Source organism: Streptomyces auratus (genome assembly GCF_050433025.1).
GTDB lineage: Bacteria > Actinomycetota > Actinomycetes > Streptomycetales > Streptomycetaceae > Streptomyces > Streptomyces sioyaensis.
Map to the genome: position 1 here is coordinate 2,113,362 of NZ_JBNGCB010000003.1, position 15,168 is coordinate 2,128,529.

Annotated in this window: 16 protein-coding genes; 8 read left to right on the top strand and 8 right to left on the bottom strand. The window is 71.6% G+C overall.

Translation table 11 applies throughout. From position 1 onward, the window contains the following. Positions 1–13: 13 nt before the first annotated feature. Both BKA18_RS28930 and zapE read right to left on the bottom strand, forming a co-directional pair. Entirely contained in the window at positions 14–1,381 is a 1,368-nt protein-coding gene (locus BKA18_RS28930) for an alkaline phosphatase PhoX (RefSeq protein WP_366045692.1), read from the bottom strand. 112 nt (positions 1,382–1,493) lie between these two features. Further along, a complete protein-coding gene (zapE, locus tag BKA18_RS28935; RefSeq protein WP_366045693.1) occupies positions 1,494–2,612 on the bottom strand; it encodes a cell division protein ZapE in 1,119 nt (372 codons plus the stop codon). A 67-nt stretch (positions 2,613–2,679) separates the two neighbouring features. Here zapE and BKA18_RS28940 point away from each other — a divergent pair, with 67 nt between their 5' ends. Continuing rightward, positions 2,680–3,504: a pyrimidine reductase family protein gene (locus BKA18_RS28940; RefSeq protein ID WP_366045694.1), complete on the top strand. Its 825-nt coding sequence runs from the start codon at positions 2,680–2,682 to the stop codon at positions 3,502–3,504. A 138-nt stretch (positions 3,505–3,642) separates the two neighbouring features. Further along, entirely contained in the window at positions 3,643–4,140 is a 498-nt protein-coding gene (locus BKA18_RS28945; protein ID WP_366045695.1) for an indole-3-glycerol phosphate synthase, read from the top strand. A gap of 18 nt (positions 4,141–4,158) precedes the next feature. On the opposite strand, the gene BKA18_RS28950 is transcribed toward BKA18_RS28945, so the two are convergent. Beyond that, positions 4,159–4,845, bottom strand: a complete 687-nt coding sequence (locus BKA18_RS28950; RefSeq protein WP_006602436.1) for an ABC transporter ATP-binding protein — start codon at positions 4,843–4,845, stop codon at positions 4,159–4,161. Beyond that, the gene (locus BKA18_RS28955; RefSeq protein WP_366045696.1) at positions 4,842–5,939 is read right to left on the bottom strand and encodes an ABC transporter permease; all 1,098 of its coding nucleotides are present in this window, start codon (positions 5,937–5,939) and stop codon (positions 4,842–4,844) included. Before BKA18_RS28955 ends, BKA18_RS28950 begins: the two co-directional genes overlap by 4 nt. Positions 5,940–6,121: 182 nt before the next feature. Here BKA18_RS28955 and BKA18_RS28960 point away from each other — a divergent pair, with 182 nt between their 5' ends. The 6 genes from BKA18_RS28960 (at position 6,122) to BKA18_RS28985 (ending at position 11,970) form a co-directional block, all read left to right on the top strand. Next, a complete protein-coding gene (locus BKA18_RS28960) occupies positions 6,122–7,363 on the top strand; it encodes a sensor histidine kinase (protein ID WP_366045697.1) in 1,242 nt (413 codons plus the stop codon). Next, the gene (locus BKA18_RS28965; protein WP_366045698.1) at positions 7,360–8,001 is read left to right on the top strand and encodes a response regulator transcription factor; all 642 of its coding nucleotides are present in this window, start codon (positions 7,360–7,362) and stop codon (positions 7,999–8,001) included. The genes BKA18_RS28960 and BKA18_RS28965 overlap by 4 nt, the downstream gene beginning before the upstream one ends. A gap of 127 nt (positions 8,002–8,128) precedes the next feature. After that, positions 8,129–9,526 (top strand): UDP-N-acetylmuramate--L-alanine ligase, encoded by a 1,398-nt coding sequence (gene murC, locus BKA18_RS28970; RefSeq protein WP_366045699.1) that lies wholly within the window; start codon positions 8,129–8,131, stop codon positions 9,524–9,526. A gap of 16 nt (positions 9,527–9,542) precedes the next feature. Further along, the gene (gene msrB / locus BKA18_RS28975) at positions 9,543–9,950 is read left to right on the top strand and encodes a peptide-methionine (R)-S-oxide reductase MsrB (RefSeq protein ID WP_366045700.1); all 408 of its coding nucleotides are present in this window, start codon (positions 9,543–9,545) and stop codon (positions 9,948–9,950) included. A gap of 208 nt (positions 9,951–10,158) precedes the next feature. Then, positions 10,159–11,601, top strand: a complete 1,443-nt coding sequence (locus BKA18_RS28980; RefSeq protein WP_366045701.1) for a hypothetical protein — start codon at positions 10,159–10,161, stop codon at positions 11,599–11,601. A gap of 39 nt (positions 11,602–11,640) precedes the next feature. After that, positions 11,641–11,970 carry a hypothetical protein gene (locus BKA18_RS28985; RefSeq protein WP_366045702.1) on the top strand — a complete coding sequence of 110 codons (330 nt, stop codon included), beginning with the start codon at positions 11,641–11,643 and terminating at the stop codon, positions 11,968–11,970. A 58-nt stretch (positions 11,971–12,028) separates the two neighbouring features. On the opposite strand, the gene BKA18_RS28990 is transcribed toward BKA18_RS28985, so the two are convergent. The 4 genes from BKA18_RS28990 to BKA18_RS29005 all read right to left on the bottom strand — a co-directional run bounded on the left by BKA18_RS28990 (position 12,029) and on the right by BKA18_RS29005 (position 15,112). Continuing rightward, positions 12,029–13,360 (bottom strand): protein kinase domain-containing protein, encoded by a 1,332-nt coding sequence (locus BKA18_RS28990; RefSeq protein WP_366045703.1) that lies wholly within the window; start codon positions 13,358–13,360, stop codon positions 12,029–12,031. Further along, positions 13,357–14,238 (bottom strand): protein phosphatase 2C domain-containing protein, encoded by an 882-nt coding sequence (locus tag BKA18_RS28995; protein ID WP_366045704.1) that lies wholly within the window; start codon positions 14,236–14,238, stop codon positions 13,357–13,359. The genes BKA18_RS28990 and BKA18_RS28995 overlap by 4 nt, the downstream gene beginning before the upstream one ends. Further along, positions 14,235–14,897 (bottom strand): vWA domain-containing protein, encoded by a 663-nt coding sequence (locus BKA18_RS29000; protein ID WP_366045881.1) that lies wholly within the window; start codon positions 14,895–14,897, stop codon positions 14,235–14,237. The genes BKA18_RS28995 and BKA18_RS29000 overlap by 4 nt, the downstream gene beginning before the upstream one ends. Before the next feature lie 83 nt (positions 14,898–14,980). Then, positions 14,981–15,112 carry a hypothetical protein gene (locus BKA18_RS29005; RefSeq protein ID WP_366045705.1) on the bottom strand — a complete coding sequence of 44 codons (132 nt, stop codon included), beginning with the start codon at positions 15,110–15,112 and terminating at the stop codon, positions 14,981–14,983. Positions 15,113–15,168: the final 56 nt, after the last annotated feature.

Sequence of the window (15,168 nt, forward strand, 5' to 3'; positions counted from 1 at the left end):
GTCCGCCGCGGCGTCAGTGGTGCCACGGGCCGGTCACCGCGAACGTCGTTCCCGGCGTATAGCAATTGACGTACATCGTCCGGAAGTCGGGCGAGAACGTCACGCCCGCGAACTCGCCCCACTCCGGCTTCTCCGGTGTGCCGATGTTCTGCCGGCCGCGCGCCATCGGATAGACCTCGCCGCGCCGGGTGAGGCCGAAGACATGCTGGGCACCGTCGCCGTCCTCGCAGACCATCAGGCCGCCGCTGGGTGCCAGGCAGATGTTGTCGGGCGATTCGCCGGGCAGTTGGAGGTCGGTGTCCGGGCCGAAGACGACGACCTGGGTCAGCTGCCGCTTCCTCGGGTCGTACTTCCACACCTGGCCGTAGTGGTCGGCCGTCGAGCCGGCGGACCGGTGGGCGAAGCTGGAGACGAAGTAGACGCAGGAGCCGCCCCAGTAGCAGCCCTCCAGTTTCTGGGCGTGGGTGATGCCCCCGGGGCCGAAGTCCTGGAAGCGGATCGGGGTCTCGCGGGCGAGCGGGTCGGGCACATCCACCCAGCTGACGTGGTCGAAGACGGTGCCGGGCCGCTGGATCGCGGAGAGGTCGGGCACACCGGGGACCCGCAGCGCCTGGAGCCGGCCGCCGGCCCGGAGGGAACCGCGGCCGCCCCTCGGCTTCTTGGGCAGAAAGCGGTAGAAGAGGCCGAACGGCTTGTCGAAGGCGTCCTCGGTCTCGTAGACGGTGCCGGTGCCGGGGTCGACGGCGACCGCCTCGTGCGAGAAGCGGCCCATCGCGGTCAGCGGGACCGCACCGGTGCGCCGCGGGTCGTACGGATCGACCTCGAAGACGAAGCCGTGGTCCTTGGTGTAGTTCTCCTCACCGGCCCGGAACTCGGTCTCCTCGCAGGTCAGCCAGGTGTTCCAAGGGGTATGGCCGCCCGCGCAGTTGGTGGAGGTACCGGCGAGGGCGACCCGCTCGGAGCGCACCGTGTCGTCCCGGTCGAGTTCCAGGGCCGTACAGCCGCCCTCGGCCCCCGGGTCGTACGTCAGATCGCGGACCGTGGGGACGGCCTGGCGGGAGTGCGTACGGTTCTCGTGGTTGCGGACCAGGTAGGTGCCTCCGTGGCGGCCGGGGAACGCCGACATGCCGTCGCAGTTGCCGGGCACCTTGCCCTCCCCGGAGAGCAGCGGGTCGCCCTCCCGGGAGAGAACCCGGTGCCGGAAGCCCCGGGGCAGGTCGAGCAGGCCGTCCGGGTCGGGGATCAGCGGGCCGTAGCCGCGCCGGCCCATGCCCTGGGCGGTCGCGGTCCCCGCGAAGAGCTCCGTGAGGCTTCCGGAAAAGGCGAGGGCCGTCCCCAACGCACCGGTGCGGGCCAGGATCTGACGTCGTGTCGCGGACATGGCGGCTCCCTGTTGGCGGACAGGTGACGTGACCCGCCGTGTGTACCACGCAGCCGGGGCGCCGGGAACCACTGCGGCGGGCGACAGCCGGGTGGCGCGCCCGCCGTGCCGCCTACCGGGAGCCGTCGGCCACCAGGGCCCCCGCGTCGCGCGCCAGCGCCGTCAGCCGGGAGATCGCCCGGAAGTACTTCTTGCGGTAGCCGCCGCGCAGCATCTCCTCGCTGAACAGCTCGTCGAAGGCCTTGCCGGAGGTCAGCACCGGCACCTCGCGGTCGTAGAGCCGGTCCGCGAGGACGACCAGGCGCAGCGCCGTCGACTGGTCGGGCACCGCCTGGACGTCGGTGAGGCAGACCGCTTCGATGCCGTCGCACATCGCGCCGTAGCGGCTGGGGTGCACCGTGGACAGATGCTCCAGCAGGGAGGGGAAGTCGTCGAGCGAGGCGCCGGGCGTGCGGTATGCCGTGCGGGTGACCGTCTCGTCGTCGTACGGGGCGGGCGCGTCGGGCAGACCGCGGTGGCGGTAGTCCTCGCCGTCGATGCGCAGCGGACGGAACTGGGCGCTCAGCCCCTGGATCTCGCGCAGGAAGTCGGCGGCGGCGAACCGGCCCTCGCCGAGCTTGCCGGGCAGCGTGTTGGACGTGGCGGCCAGCGCCACACCGGCGTCCACCAGCTTGCCGAGCAGGGTGGAGACCAGGACGGTGTCACCGGGATCGTCCAGCTCGAACTCGTCGATGCACAGCAGCCGGTGCTCGCCGAGCGTGCGCACGGTCTGCTGGAAGCCGAGCGCCCCGACGAGGTTCGTCAGCTCGACGAAGGTGCCGAAGGCCTTGCGCTCCGCCGGGGCGGGGGTGGCGTGCCACAGGGACGCGAGCAGGTGGGTCTTGCCGACGCCGTAGCCGCCGTCCAGATAGACGCCGCGCGGGCCCGTGGGAGCCGCCGGCTTCCTGGCGAACCAGCGCCGCTTTTCCGGGGCCCGCCCGCCCTCGATGCTGTCCGCGAAGTCGCTGAGGACCTGGACGGCCTCGGCCTGGCTGGGCTGCTTCGCGTCCGGGATGTACGTGTCGAAGCGGGCGCCCTGGAAGCGCGGCGGCGGCACCATCTCGGCGACCAGGCGTTCGGCCGGGACGTGCGGGGCGCGGGCGGTCAGCGCGGCGGGGGCCGCGGCGTCCCCGTCGGCCGGCGGAACGGCCGTCGGGGCGGGCTGCGGAGAAGAGGACTCGGAAGGTGACACAGCGCTCCAGCCTATCTCCTGTGCGGGAGGCGGCGGTCCGGTGAGCGAGGCATGTCACACTGCCGCCATGCGACGCCTGTTCCCCCTCCCCGCCCCGCCCGCGCCGACCCCCGAGACCGGGAAAGCCGAGGTGGCGGCGGTCGGCCCGGTGGACCGGCCGTGGACGCCGGCCGAGCTGGCCGAGGCCTACGCGTATCCGGCGGCGGACGATCCGGTGCGCGCGGGCCGCCCCGGTTGGCTGCGCGCCAACATGGTGTCCTCCCTGGACGGGGCGGCCCACCACGAGGGCCGCTCGCAGCCGCTCTCCGGCGACGCCGACATGCGGATCTTCGGGGTGCTGCGGGCGCTCGCGGATGCCGTGGTGGTGGGGGCGGAAACGGTGCGGAAGGAGGGCTACCGCCCGGCCCGCGCCCGGGAGGTGTTCGCCGCCCGCCGGGCCGCCGCCGGCCAGGGCCCGGCCCCGGCCATCGCCGTGGTCACCGCCGGTCTTGAGCTGGACTTCACGCTGCCCCTGTTCACCGAGCCGGTGGTGCCCACCCTGGTGCTGACCGGCGCCGGTGCACCGGCGGACCGGGTGGCCGCGGCCCGGGCCGCGGGTGCCGAGGTGCTGTTCGCCGGGGAGGGCGTGGGCGTCGATCCGGCCCGGGTGGCCGGTGTACTGGCCGGGCGGGGGCACACCCGGCTGTTGACGGAGGGCGGGCCCAGGCTGCTGGGACAGTTCGCCGCGGCCGATGCGCTGGACGAGATGTGTCTGTCGCTGGCCCCCGTGGTGGCCGTGGGTGGTGCCCCGAGGATCATGAACGGGCCGGCCGTCCCGGTTCCGGAGCGTTTCGCCCTGGCATCCGTGCTGGAGGAGGACGGGTTCCTGTTCACTCGGTACCGCCGGTCGTGACAATCGGCGGAATTATCTGTTCCGCTTAGCTTCCGTTGGGCACACTTAGAGCCAGCAGGCCCCGTGTGGCGACGGGGCGGATGGTTTCTGTCGGGCTCCGCGCGATGCGGTGCCCCGAGGAGAAGAAGGGCGTCCGTCGTGTTCACGAGCGTATTGATGATCGAGAAGCCTCTGACGCCCGCCGACGTGGAGTTCGTGACCACGCTGCACGGCGATGACCGGATCTCGTTCGTCGTGCTCATGCAGCCGCGCGGCAAGCAGGACGTCCTGCTGCGGGCGATCGACGACGTCGCCCTCGGCGAGTTCGACGACGCCGTACGGGAGGGCGAGGAACCGGGCGGCGCCCAGGCGGAGGCACCCGCCGAGGTGGCCCTGGCCCACACACTGCAGGCGCTGCGCGCCACCGGCGCGGAGGCCGTCGGGCAGGTGGTCGAGGACCACCCGCTGGACCTGCTGCGGTCCGTCGTCGACGAGACCGGTGCGGACGAGGTGATCGTGCTGACCACCCCGCACTTCGTCGAGGAGTTCTTCCACCGCGACTGGGCCTCCCGCGCCCGCCACATGGTCGGCGTCCCGGTCCTCAAACTCTTCTCGCACGCGGCGGACGACCAGCCCCAGCAGCCCACCGGGGGCTGAGCGGCCGCGCGGCGGGGATCAGGGGCGGGCACCGGTCCGCAGGCGGAGCCGGCCGTCGCGCACCTCGGCGACCTCGTCCGCCAGGCCGAGATGCGCCGGGTCGTGGGTGACCAGCACCGTCGCGGTCGCGCGCTGCCGGGTGAGGGTGAGCAGCAGGTCGAGCACCGCGGCGCCCCGCTCGTGGTCCAGGGCGCTGGTCGGTTCGTCCACCAGCAGCACCGCCGGTTCGTTCATCAGCGCCCGCGCGATGTTGATCCGCTGCCGCTGACCGCCCGACAGCTGATGCGGCCGCCGGCCGGCCAGCCGGTCCATGCCGACCGCGGCCAGCAGCTCCAGCGCCCGGGCCCGCGCCTTACGGGGCGAGCGGCCGTCCAGATGGGCCATCACCTGCAGCTGTTCGGCGGCGGTCAGCGACGGCAGCAGATTCGGCTGCTGGAAGACCGTGCCGACGGTGGTGCGGCGCAGCGCCGTCAGCTGCGCGCGAGCGAGCCCGGTGGTGTCCGTGCCGGCGAGCACCACCCGTCCGCGGTCCGGGCGGATCAGCGTGGCGGCGACCGCCAGCAGACTGGACTTGCCGGAGCCGGACGGCCCGATCACCGCCGTCAGACAGCCCGGGGACACGGTCAGTGAGACCTCGTCCAGTGCGGTCAGCCGGGCGTCGCCGTCGGGGTAGGTGAGGGTGACATCGGTCAGTTCGAGGCTCATCGGGCACTCCCCAGGGCGGTCAGCGGGTCGACGGAGGTGATGCGGCGGACGGCCAGCGCGGCGCCGGCGGCGCCCAGCGCGGTCATGATCAGGGCCGGGAGCAGCACGGTGGACGGGGTGAGCACGAAGGGCACCGCGGAGCCGATCCCCGCACCCACCGCGGCCACCACCGCGCTGCCCAGGCCGGTCCCGAGCAGCAGCAGGACGACGGCCTGGCCGAGCGCGTCCCGCAGCAGCGAGCCGGTCGAGGCGCCCAGCGCCTTCAGCACCGCGACATCGCCGCTGCGCTGGACCGTCCACACCGTGAAGAACGCCCCGATGACCAGCGCGGAGATCGCGAAGAGGAAACCGCGCATCAGCTGGAGGGAGCCGTTCTCCGCGCGGTACGAGCCGATGGCCTGCAGCGCGTCGCCGGTGCCGACGGTCCTGGTGCCGAGCCGCGTATCGGCGGCGGCCAGATCGGCCGACCCGGTGGTGGACAGGGCGAGCACGGTCGCCTCCGTCCCGTCGGCGCGCCCGGAGCCGTCGGCCGCCCGGGATCCGCCGCCGGCCCTCCGCCAGTCCGCCAGCGACATCCAGACCACCGGCGTATGGCTGTACATCGCCGTGCCCGACACCGCCGCGACCGTGCAGGTCCGGCCGCCCAGCGTCAGCGCGTCCCCGGCCCGTACCCCCAGCGCCGCCGCGGCCTTCCCGGACAGCACCACCGCTCCGTCACCGACCCCCTCCGGCGCCGGCCGGGACCCCGGCCGCACCCCGAACGCCGACACCGCGGCGCTCCGGCCGCCCGCCTCGGCTTTCACCGGGGTGATCCCCACCGGCTCGGCGCCCCGTACGCCCGGCACCCGCGCCCAGGCCGCCACGGTCCGCCCGGACAGCCGCGAGTCGGTGAACGCGATGGTGCTGCCGTCGGCAGGCGCCGAGAACACCAGGTGATCGGCGGGCAGCGCGGTGATCGCCGAGGTGTTCTCCCGGCCCAGGCCCGCGGTCAGGCCCGACAACAGCCCCACCAGCACCGTGATCAGCATGATGACGGTGCCCATCAGGGCGAACCGTCCCCTGGCGAATCCCAGGTCCCTCCAGGCCACGAACACAGGCGGTGCCCTCCTTGCTTCCGGCCGCCGGACCCACTGCCCGGCGGCCGGACCACCGTCGCCTGCCGGGCGGGGGCCGGGCATCGCGCGGGGGAGTGGTCTCCCCGCGCCGGAAGGTGCGCCCCGAGGTCAACCCTTTGGTTGATGCCGCGGGTGAGGACGGCCCTTAGCCTGTGAGGGCCGTGACCGAAGAAGCCGTGACCGCACACTCCCTCACCCCCGTCCTGCGGGCTCTGCGCAGCTGCCTGCATCTGCTGGTGGCCGCGCTGCTCGCGCTCGCCTGCGTACGCGCAGTCGCCGGGCGCGCCCCGAACGCCCCGGCCGTCGTCGCCACCGCCGTCGTGCTGCTCGCCCTCTACGCGCTCGGCCCCCGGCTGCCCCGCGTACGCAGTTCCCCGCCCGCCGCGGCCCGCTGGCTCACGGCCGTCGCCCTGGTGTGGCTGGCGCTGCTGGTTCTCACCCCGGACGGCGTCTGGCTGGCGTTCCCGCTGTTCTTCGTCCAACTGCATCTGCTGCCGCTGCGCCGGTCGCTGCCCGCCGTCGCGGCCACCACCCTCGCCGGCATCGCCGGATTCGGCTGGCACACCCACACCATCAGCGTCGGCACGGTCCTCGGCCCCGTCCTGGGCGCCGCCGTCGCGGTCGCCGTCGTCCTCGGCTACCAGGCCCTCTACCGGGAGAGCGAACAGCGCCGGCGCCTCATCGAGGAGCTCACCGCGACCCGCAGCGAGCTGGCCGCCGCGGAACGCGCCGCCGGCCGGCTCGCCGAACGCGAGCGGCTGGCCCGCGAGATCCACGACACCCTCGCGCAGGGGCTGTCCAGCATCCAGCTGCTGCTGCGGGCCGCCGAACGCGTCCTGCCGCAGCAGCCCACAGCGGCCCTCGGACATGTCCGGCAGGCCCGCACCACCGCCGTCGACAACCTCGCCGAGGCACGCCGCTTCGTGCAGGCGCTCAGCCCGCCCGCCCTGGAGGCGGGGTCGCTGCCCGCCGCCCTGGAGCGGCTCTGCGCCACCACGGCCCGCAGCTCCGGGCTCACCGTGCACTGCCAGGTCTCCGGCGTGCCCCTCGCGCTCCCCACCCCGCACGAGGTCGCCCTCCTGCGCATCGCCCAGTCCGCGCTCGCCAACACCGTCCGGCACGCCGCCGCCGGCCGCGTCGAGCTGACCCTCAGCTACATGGACACCGAGGTCGCGCTGGACATCGTCGACGACGGCGGAGGATTCCGCCCCGCCGAACTGCCCGCACCCGGCTCCGCCGAGGCCCGGGGCACCGGCTTCGGCCTCGCCGCGATGCGCGCCCGGGCCCGCGCCCTCCAGGGGACGCTGGCCGTCGAGTCCGCCCCCGGAGAGGGCACCGCGATCGCCGTCACCCTGCCCTGCCCCGCCCCCGCGCCCGACGCCGCCCCGGAGGCCGCCTCGTGACCGTCCCGGCCACCACCGTCCGGCTGCTGCTCGCCGACGACCACCCCGTCGTACGGGCCGGGCTGCGCGCCGTCCTGGAGACCGAAGCGGACTTCGAGATCGTCGCCGATGTCCCCACCGCCGAGCAGGCGGTCCGCCGCGCCGCGCAGGGCGACGTCGACGTGGTCCTCATGGACCTCCAGTTCGGCGGCCGGATGCTGGGCTCGCAGGCCACCGCCGAGATCACCGCCCGCCCCGGCGGCCCGCGCGTCCTCGTGCTGACCACCTACGACACCGACGCCGACATCCTCGCCGCCATCGAGGCCGGCGCCACCGGCTACCTCCTCAAGGACGCCCCGCCCCAGGAGCTGGCCGCCGCGGTCCGCACCGCCGCCGCCGGACGGTCCGCGCTCGCACCCACCGTCGCGCTGCGCCTGATGGACCGGCTGCGTACCCCCGCCACCGCGCTCTCCCGGCGCGAGACGGAGGTCCTCCAGCTCGTTGCCGAGGGCCACTCGAACGCGGCGGTCAGCAAACTGCTCTTCCTCAGCCGGGCGACCGTCAAGTCCCACCTCGTCCACATTTACGCCAAGCTGGGCGTGGACTCCCGTACGTCCGCGGTCGCCGCCGCCACCGCACAGGGCCTGATCCGCCGCTGACCACCGCCGCAGGGCCCGGCCGGGGTCCATGGACCGGCGCTGTCGGTGCCGGGTGCGAGAATCATCGACAGCACGACCGAACGGCAGCATCACCGCTCGCGATGATCGACGATCAGGGAGACGCACCATGGCACCCGCCATCCCAGCCTCGATGGACCGGCCGCACTTCATCGGCATCGGCGGAGCCGGTATGTCGGGCATCGCCAAGATCCTCGCGCAGCGCGGCGCCCAGGTGGCGGGCAGTGACGCCAAGGACTCCGCGACCGCCCAGGCCCTGCGCGCCCTCGGTGTGACGGTCCACCTCGGCCATGCCGCCGGGCATCTCGCCGAGGACGCCACCAGTGTCGTCGTCTCCTCCGCGATCCGCCCCGACAACCCCGAGCTGGCCGCCGCCCAGGAGCGCGGCATCCCGGTCGTCCACCGCTCCGACGCGCTCGCCTCCCTCATGGAGGGCCTGCGCCCCATCGCGGTCGCCGGCACCCACGGCAAGACGACGACGACCTCCATGCTCGCCGTCTCCCTCGGCGCCCTCGGCCTCACGCCGTCCTACGCCATCGGCGGCGACCTCGACGCCCCGGGATCCAACGCCGAGCACGGCGCCGGCGAGATCTTCGTCGCCGAGGCCGACGAGAGCGACCGCAGCTTCCACAAGTACGCCCCCGAGGTCGCCATCATCCTCAACGTGGAGCTGGACCACCACGCCAACTACGCCTCGATGGACGAGATCTACGAGTCCTTCGAGACCTTCGTCGGCCGCATCCGCCCGGGCGGCACCCTGGTCATCGCCGCCGACCAGCCCGGCGCCCGCGAGCTGACCGAAAGGATCTCCGGCCGTCATGACATCGAGGTCGTCACCTACGGCGAGTCCGCGGACGCCGACGTCCGCATCCTCAAGGTCAACCCCCGCGGCCTGACCAGCGACGTCACCGTCACCCTGACCAGCGGCAAGATCCTCACCTTCACGGTCTCCGTCCCGGGCCGGCACTACGCCCACAACGCCGTCGCCGCCCTGGCCGCCGGCGTCGCCCTGGGCCTCCCGCCGCACAACCTCGCCTCCGCGCTCGGCAAGTACACCGGCGTCAAGCGCCGCCTCCAGCTCAAGGGCGAGGCGGCCGGCGTCCAGGTCATCGACTCCTACGCCCACCACCCCACGGAGATGACCGCCGACCTGGAAGCCATCCGCGGCGCCGCCGAGGGCTCCCGGGTGCTGGTCGTCTTCCAGCCGCACCTCTTCTCCCGCACCCAGGAGCTCGGCACGGAGATGGGCCAGGCGCTCGCCCTCGCCGACGCCTCCGTGGTCCTGGACATCTACCCGGCCCGCGAGGACCCGATCCCCGGAGTCACCAGCACCCTGATCATCGACGCCGCGCGCGCCGCGGGCGCCGATGTCACCCCCGAGAGCGACCAGGCCGCCGTCCCGGACCTCATCGCCGGAATGGCCAAGCCCGGTGACCTTGTTCTCACCATGGGCGCGGGCGATGTGACCGACCTCGGCCCCGCCATCCTGTCCCGCCTGGGCAGCTGAGCCAAGGAGGCCCCCGATGCCGTACGAGATCGACAAGCCCGACGAGCAGTGGCGCGCCGAGCTGACCCCCGCGGAGTACCGCGTCCTGCGCGAGGCCGGCACCGAGCCCGCCTTCGTCGGCGAGTACACCGACACCACGACCGAGGGCGTCTACTCCTGCCGCGCCTGCGGCGCCGAACTCTTCCGCTCCGACACCAAGTTCGCCAGCCACTGCGGCTGGCCGTCCTTCTACGACCCACGCGACGCGGACGCCGTGGAGCTCGTGCCCGACACGTCGCACGGCATGACGCGGACCGAAGTGCGGTGCGCGCGCTGCGGCTCGCATCTGGGGCACGTCTTCGAAGGCGAGGGGTACCCCACCCCCACCGATCAGCGGTACTGCATCAACTCCATCTCGCTGCGGTTGGCGCCGGACGAGGGCTGACCGGATCCGTGTCGTCCTGGCGGAGAGGGCGGTCGGCGTAGAGGTGAGGCGGGTCGACGTCGAGCGGCTCGGTGTGCAAAAGGCCTTGATCAGCGAAACGGTGGGACAGCCGGTGCCCGGTTTCATAGGGTGCTGCGGAAGAAGTACTCGGGGAGGGTGAATGGCAAGTCGGCGGTTACCTCCGTTGCCGACATACCGGACGGACGCGGTGACCCGGCGACTGTGTGCGGCAACGCATCTGGACGATCAGTTCGCCCGTCGGGCGCACGAGGAGTTCACCGCGGACCGGATGACCGCGATCGGACTGCCGCTCGGCATCAATCTGGTGGCGCTCGTGCGGCATGCCCGGGTGGCGGTGAACCGGATAGATGCTCGGGACCGTCGACTGGCCTGGCTCTTTGCAGGGTTGGGGGCAGCTGCGCTGCTCGCGGTATGGGGTATGGGGACCGGATCGTCCGGCGTCGCAGCGGCGGGTGGCTGCGGTATCCCGGTCCTGCTCGGCGCCGCATGGTGGCTGGTGTACCAGGCGGAAAGCGGGGCCCGCGCCGCCGCGCTCACCGTCATGAGGACGGGCGGCAAACCCGAAGACCTCGCCCCGCCCGTTCCGCAGCAGGCGGAAGACCGGCTCCGGGAGCTGAAGCGCGCCAACGTCGTGCCGTATACGGCGGCCGCCGAACGCACCCATCCGTTCGTGGGCAGCGGCAGGAAGATCAAAGAGGTGGTCTGGCAGCCCATCGACATCAGCACCCCTGCCCAAGCCCCTGGCGGCGGCAAACTGACCATCACGCCCTTCGACGCGGTCGATCTGCACACCTACGTGGCCCGGGAGATGGCGAAGATCGCCGGCCTCGAAGGGCTACGAGCCAGGAACCGGCTCTACGTGCTGGGCACTCATGTGCAGCACTTCGGCCCCGAGCTGCTGCCGGATCCACTCGGCCCGCCCCGTGTACAGATCCCGAAGCAGCTGGTGCAGGCAGGTCTCGCCCACCCCGGCGCAGGCATGCGCACCTATCTGAGCTTGGAACGCGTGGGTGAAGGAGGTCGGGTCGTCGTCTCGATGCATCTGCGGGCCCGGCTACAGCACCCCAGCCTGTCCTGGGAGGTCGCGGCCTATGCGATTCCTCCGGTGAGTCGCCGCTATGACCGGGTCGGCTATCTGCCGCTCGGCGGCTTCGAGCGGTGGTGGAACCTGGTGCGGTTCGCCACCAGGACGACCGGGCCGGCGCTGCGGGGTGCGCTGGGTCGAAACCACCGCCGTCACTCCGAGCGGAACCGGAAGGCGAAGGAACTGGAGAGGCGGCGCAGGGAGATCAGCAAGCGACATGCCGTGTACGACTACGGTGCCGCGGACAGCCTGCGCGAACATGTCGCTTCCTGGGACGAGTTGGGGCACTCGGATCGCACCGACTCCCAGGACTTCCTGCACCGCCTCCAGCAAGGCGTGCTGATCGCGACGGAGCGATTCCTCAAAGACCACAACGTCGACACCAGCTCCTTCGACAAGGCCCAGCAAGTCATCAATACCCAGACGTACAACTTCTCCGGGGACGTCACCGGTCCCAGCAACTTCGGCAACAACGGCCAGATCGCGTCGTACGGACAGGGGCCGCAGCCCTCGGGGGCCCCTGGGTACCCCGGTGGACAGCCCTGACCTGACGATCCCGACACCCCTCCCCGCCCAGGAGCATGGATGAGTACCTTCAATTTCCACAGTGAAGTCTCCGGCCCGAGCAACTTCGGAGACGGCGGCAGGATCGAGATTCACCATCACGGCGAGAGCTCCACCGAGGCTCTGCGCCTCGCCACCGAACTTGTACGGCAGTTGTGCACCGAAGGCCAGTCGGCGCTCGCCGCACAGGCTGAGGTGGTGCGCGGCGAACTGGTGGCGGCCGAGCAGGAGCAGCGGCCCGCTGACCGCGGAAGGGTCCGGCAGGCGCTGCAGACCATTTCGCTCGGGCTCACAGCGGGCAGTAGCGGTGTGGCGCTTGCGCAGGAGCTTGGGCACCTCATCGGTCACTGAGCGCCCAGCCGGGCCGTAACGACATGCACGGGGAGCCCCTGGGGGCTCCCCGTTCGCGTCACGTCGCTCGTACGACGGCCTGTGCGCCCCCGAGATCGAGTTCCAGGCCGGCGCGCAGGAGCACGCTCTGCCCCGGCGAGACCTGCTGTGTCGTACCGTCCGAGCGGGTCCCGGTCCACGCCCGGTCCGAATGGTTGGCGAGCCCGAATTTCCCCGGTTTCTTGGGGTGTTCGGTGAGCTCGGCCACGAGAGTCGCGTCGCTGTAATCATGCCGCGTGGGTTCCGGCACCAGATGGTGGGCGTGCACCCGCGCGGTGCGGTGAAGCCGGATGTGGTGCTCGGCCCGAGGCAGCGGCGTGGTGACGATCAGCCGGGGCGGCAGGATCAGCGTAGCGCCGCAGGACCAGCACGTCCCGGCAGCGGTCTCCCCGGGCTGGGTCATGTTCTGCCGTGCGCAGTGCGCGCAGTCGACGACCGAGTCGAGCACGGCCCGCAGCACATCCCGCCATTGCGATTCACGCACCCGCACCGCGGGATCGTGCAGTCCGGCGGTGAAGTTGTGCGTGAAGAGATCCTGCAGCGCCCGCGGAGCCACGGCCCATGTGGCGACAACGGTGCCCTGCTCAAGGGGGTCGGGCGCGTTCGCGTCGTCATCCGGATCGAAGACGAACAGCGGCTGTTTGCCGTACAGCTTCTTCTCCGCTGCTTCGTCGAGACAGCGGATGGCCAGCTCACGCCTGCCCTCAAGCGGATGGTGGTTCATGAGCAGCATGAACAGCAGCACCGAGAGGGAGTGGAGATCGGTCTGTGTGCCGGGCCTGGCACCCGTGTCCCCGCGAACCAGCTCGGGCGCCATGAATTTCATGGTCCCGGAGATACCGCTGCTGTCCCCCTCCACCACGGCGTTGTCGTTGTCGCACACCAGGACTTCGCCGGTGGCCGGATCGAAGAGGATGTTGCCCCAGGAGATGTCGCGGTAGGCGATGCCGCGGGAGTGCAGTGCCTGATACGCCTCCACCGTGTAGAGGCAGGCGGTCAGCAGTGCTCGGGGCGTGGTGCGCAATTGCCTGGTGAACAACGCGGGGAGACGCTTGAAACGGTCCGGCAGGATGTCCATCAGATAGCCGAACCCGCCCTGTTGATCACGGACGTACGCCGTCGGCCACAGAAAGCGGTCGTCGTCGAAGTCCCGGGCCACCAGCTCCTGGACGATGGCCTCCTGCTCGGGTGTTGCGCACGTCGGGTAGTACCACTTGAGTGCCCTGTCGCCGCTCGTGGTCTTCACCCGGTAGACCTCGCCCTGGCCACCGGCCCCGAGCATCCCGGTGACCTGGACCTCCTCGCCGTCGTCTGCGGTGAGCAGGGTGCCGCTGTCGAGCATGCCGGTCATGATCTCTCCGTAGATTCCGCTGCTTCGGGGTGGCGGAGCCGGTGCCCTGCCACCAAGGTGGTGTCGTCCCCGGAGTGCTGCGCGGCCTTGGTCAGCCACTCCGGAAGGGCGGCTCGTACCCCCGCGGCACCCGCCTCACAGAGACGCTGGTCCATTCCGGTCATGAACTGGATGAACCCCTCGTCCGAGGCGAAGCTCTTGGACAGGCCATCCGTGGACAGCGCGATGAGACGCGGCATACGGGCCGGGTCCGTGATCGGTGCCCAGTGCATCCGCATCAGGCGCCACGCCTCGCGGCCGCACAACGACTCCGTGTCGTCCCCGAGGTCCGCTTCCGCCGGTGCGAGCGGCAGGATCACTTCGTCGTGGTGCTCGATGATTGTCAGTTCGCCGTCGCCGAGTTGCCAGGCGGCGAAGAGCTGAGGCGTCAGTACGGCGCCGATCAGCGTGGCGCCATACAGCACCAGCTTCTGCTCCTCGCTGGGTTCGGCCGGTGTCCCGCCGGGTTCCGCTTCGTATTGGCGCTGCCAGTGCTCCCGTACGCGTTGCTGCCAGTGGGCGACGAGACGACGCGGCATGGTGTGGCGAGCGAAATTCATCAGCCAGCTGAGACTACGCCGCTCCCCGTCGGGCCCCTCGGCCCCGGCCATGGACGCGAACTCCCTGGCGTGCACGGCGAACAGCTCCACCGCGTAACGGGCCCCGATGTCACTGCGAGCGTGCGCCGCCGATCCGTGCCCGTCCGAGACCGCGAGGATCAATGGCGACGCCGAGCCTCCGGTTCCCTCTGCCGTGTGCCAGTCCTGGTTCTGCTGTTTGTTGACGCCCTGGACGCTCTCGGCGACCGTTTCCCAGAGCGGCGTGTACGGCTCGCTCACCACACATCGTCATCGTCGTCGTCCAACACCGGCGGGGCGTACGCGGGCTGTTTCACCAATGGGTCCGAGGAGCTCGCCACCGGTTGTGAGGCGGCCTTGACCGCGGCAGTCGAGGCCCAGCGGATAGCGGCGGCCAGCTGCTTGGGGCTGTTGGCGTCCAGCGGCTGGAGCTCGGGGTTGCCGAGGAATTCCCGCAGCACGCTGCGGTCGGCGTCTGCGCCGATGGCGATCGCGACCCGGACCGCCTTCTTCCCCCACGGAGTGGCGTCGATGGCCTTCAGGCCGGCCTTCCAGTCGTCGGTGGGCACCCCGTCCGAGACGAGCGCCAGCACCGGCTTCAGCGCACGTTGCGGCATGGGCGGCGTCTGGAGCTCACGTGCCACCAGGTGCAGTGCCTCGCCCAGATTGGTCGTGCCGTCGACCTGGACGTCCTGCCAGGTGAAGTCGTCGATCGGGACCGGATCCTTGTGATGCCACTCGGCAGTAGTGGAGAAGGTGAGGGTGCGCACCAGAAGCTGCGCGGCGGGATTGTCGTGCGCAACCGAGCGCATCTCCGGGATCGCCTCCCGGAGCGCGTAGTTGAGCTGGCCGATGCGCTCGCCCTGCATGGAGTACGAGCAGTCCAGCAGCCAGATGAAATGGACTGGTCGGTTGGCCATCGGACCGCCCGGGATGTCACTCACTTACATGTCCTCCGTTTCGTCGTTCTTGCCCGACCGATGCACCGGGTGCCTCCTGTGCATCAGCCGCCGAGCACCTTCCATAGGTACTGAACCAGCGCTGCCACCGAGGCCGTCGAGATCACGACGGCGGTGACGAACAGGCCCAGCACAAGCCGCCGCCCCCGTGCGATCTGCGGTGTCACACCATGCATGGCGACTCTCGGCCTCCCTTTTCCTCGCTCGGTTGACTCGTGTAGTGGTCCTGCAC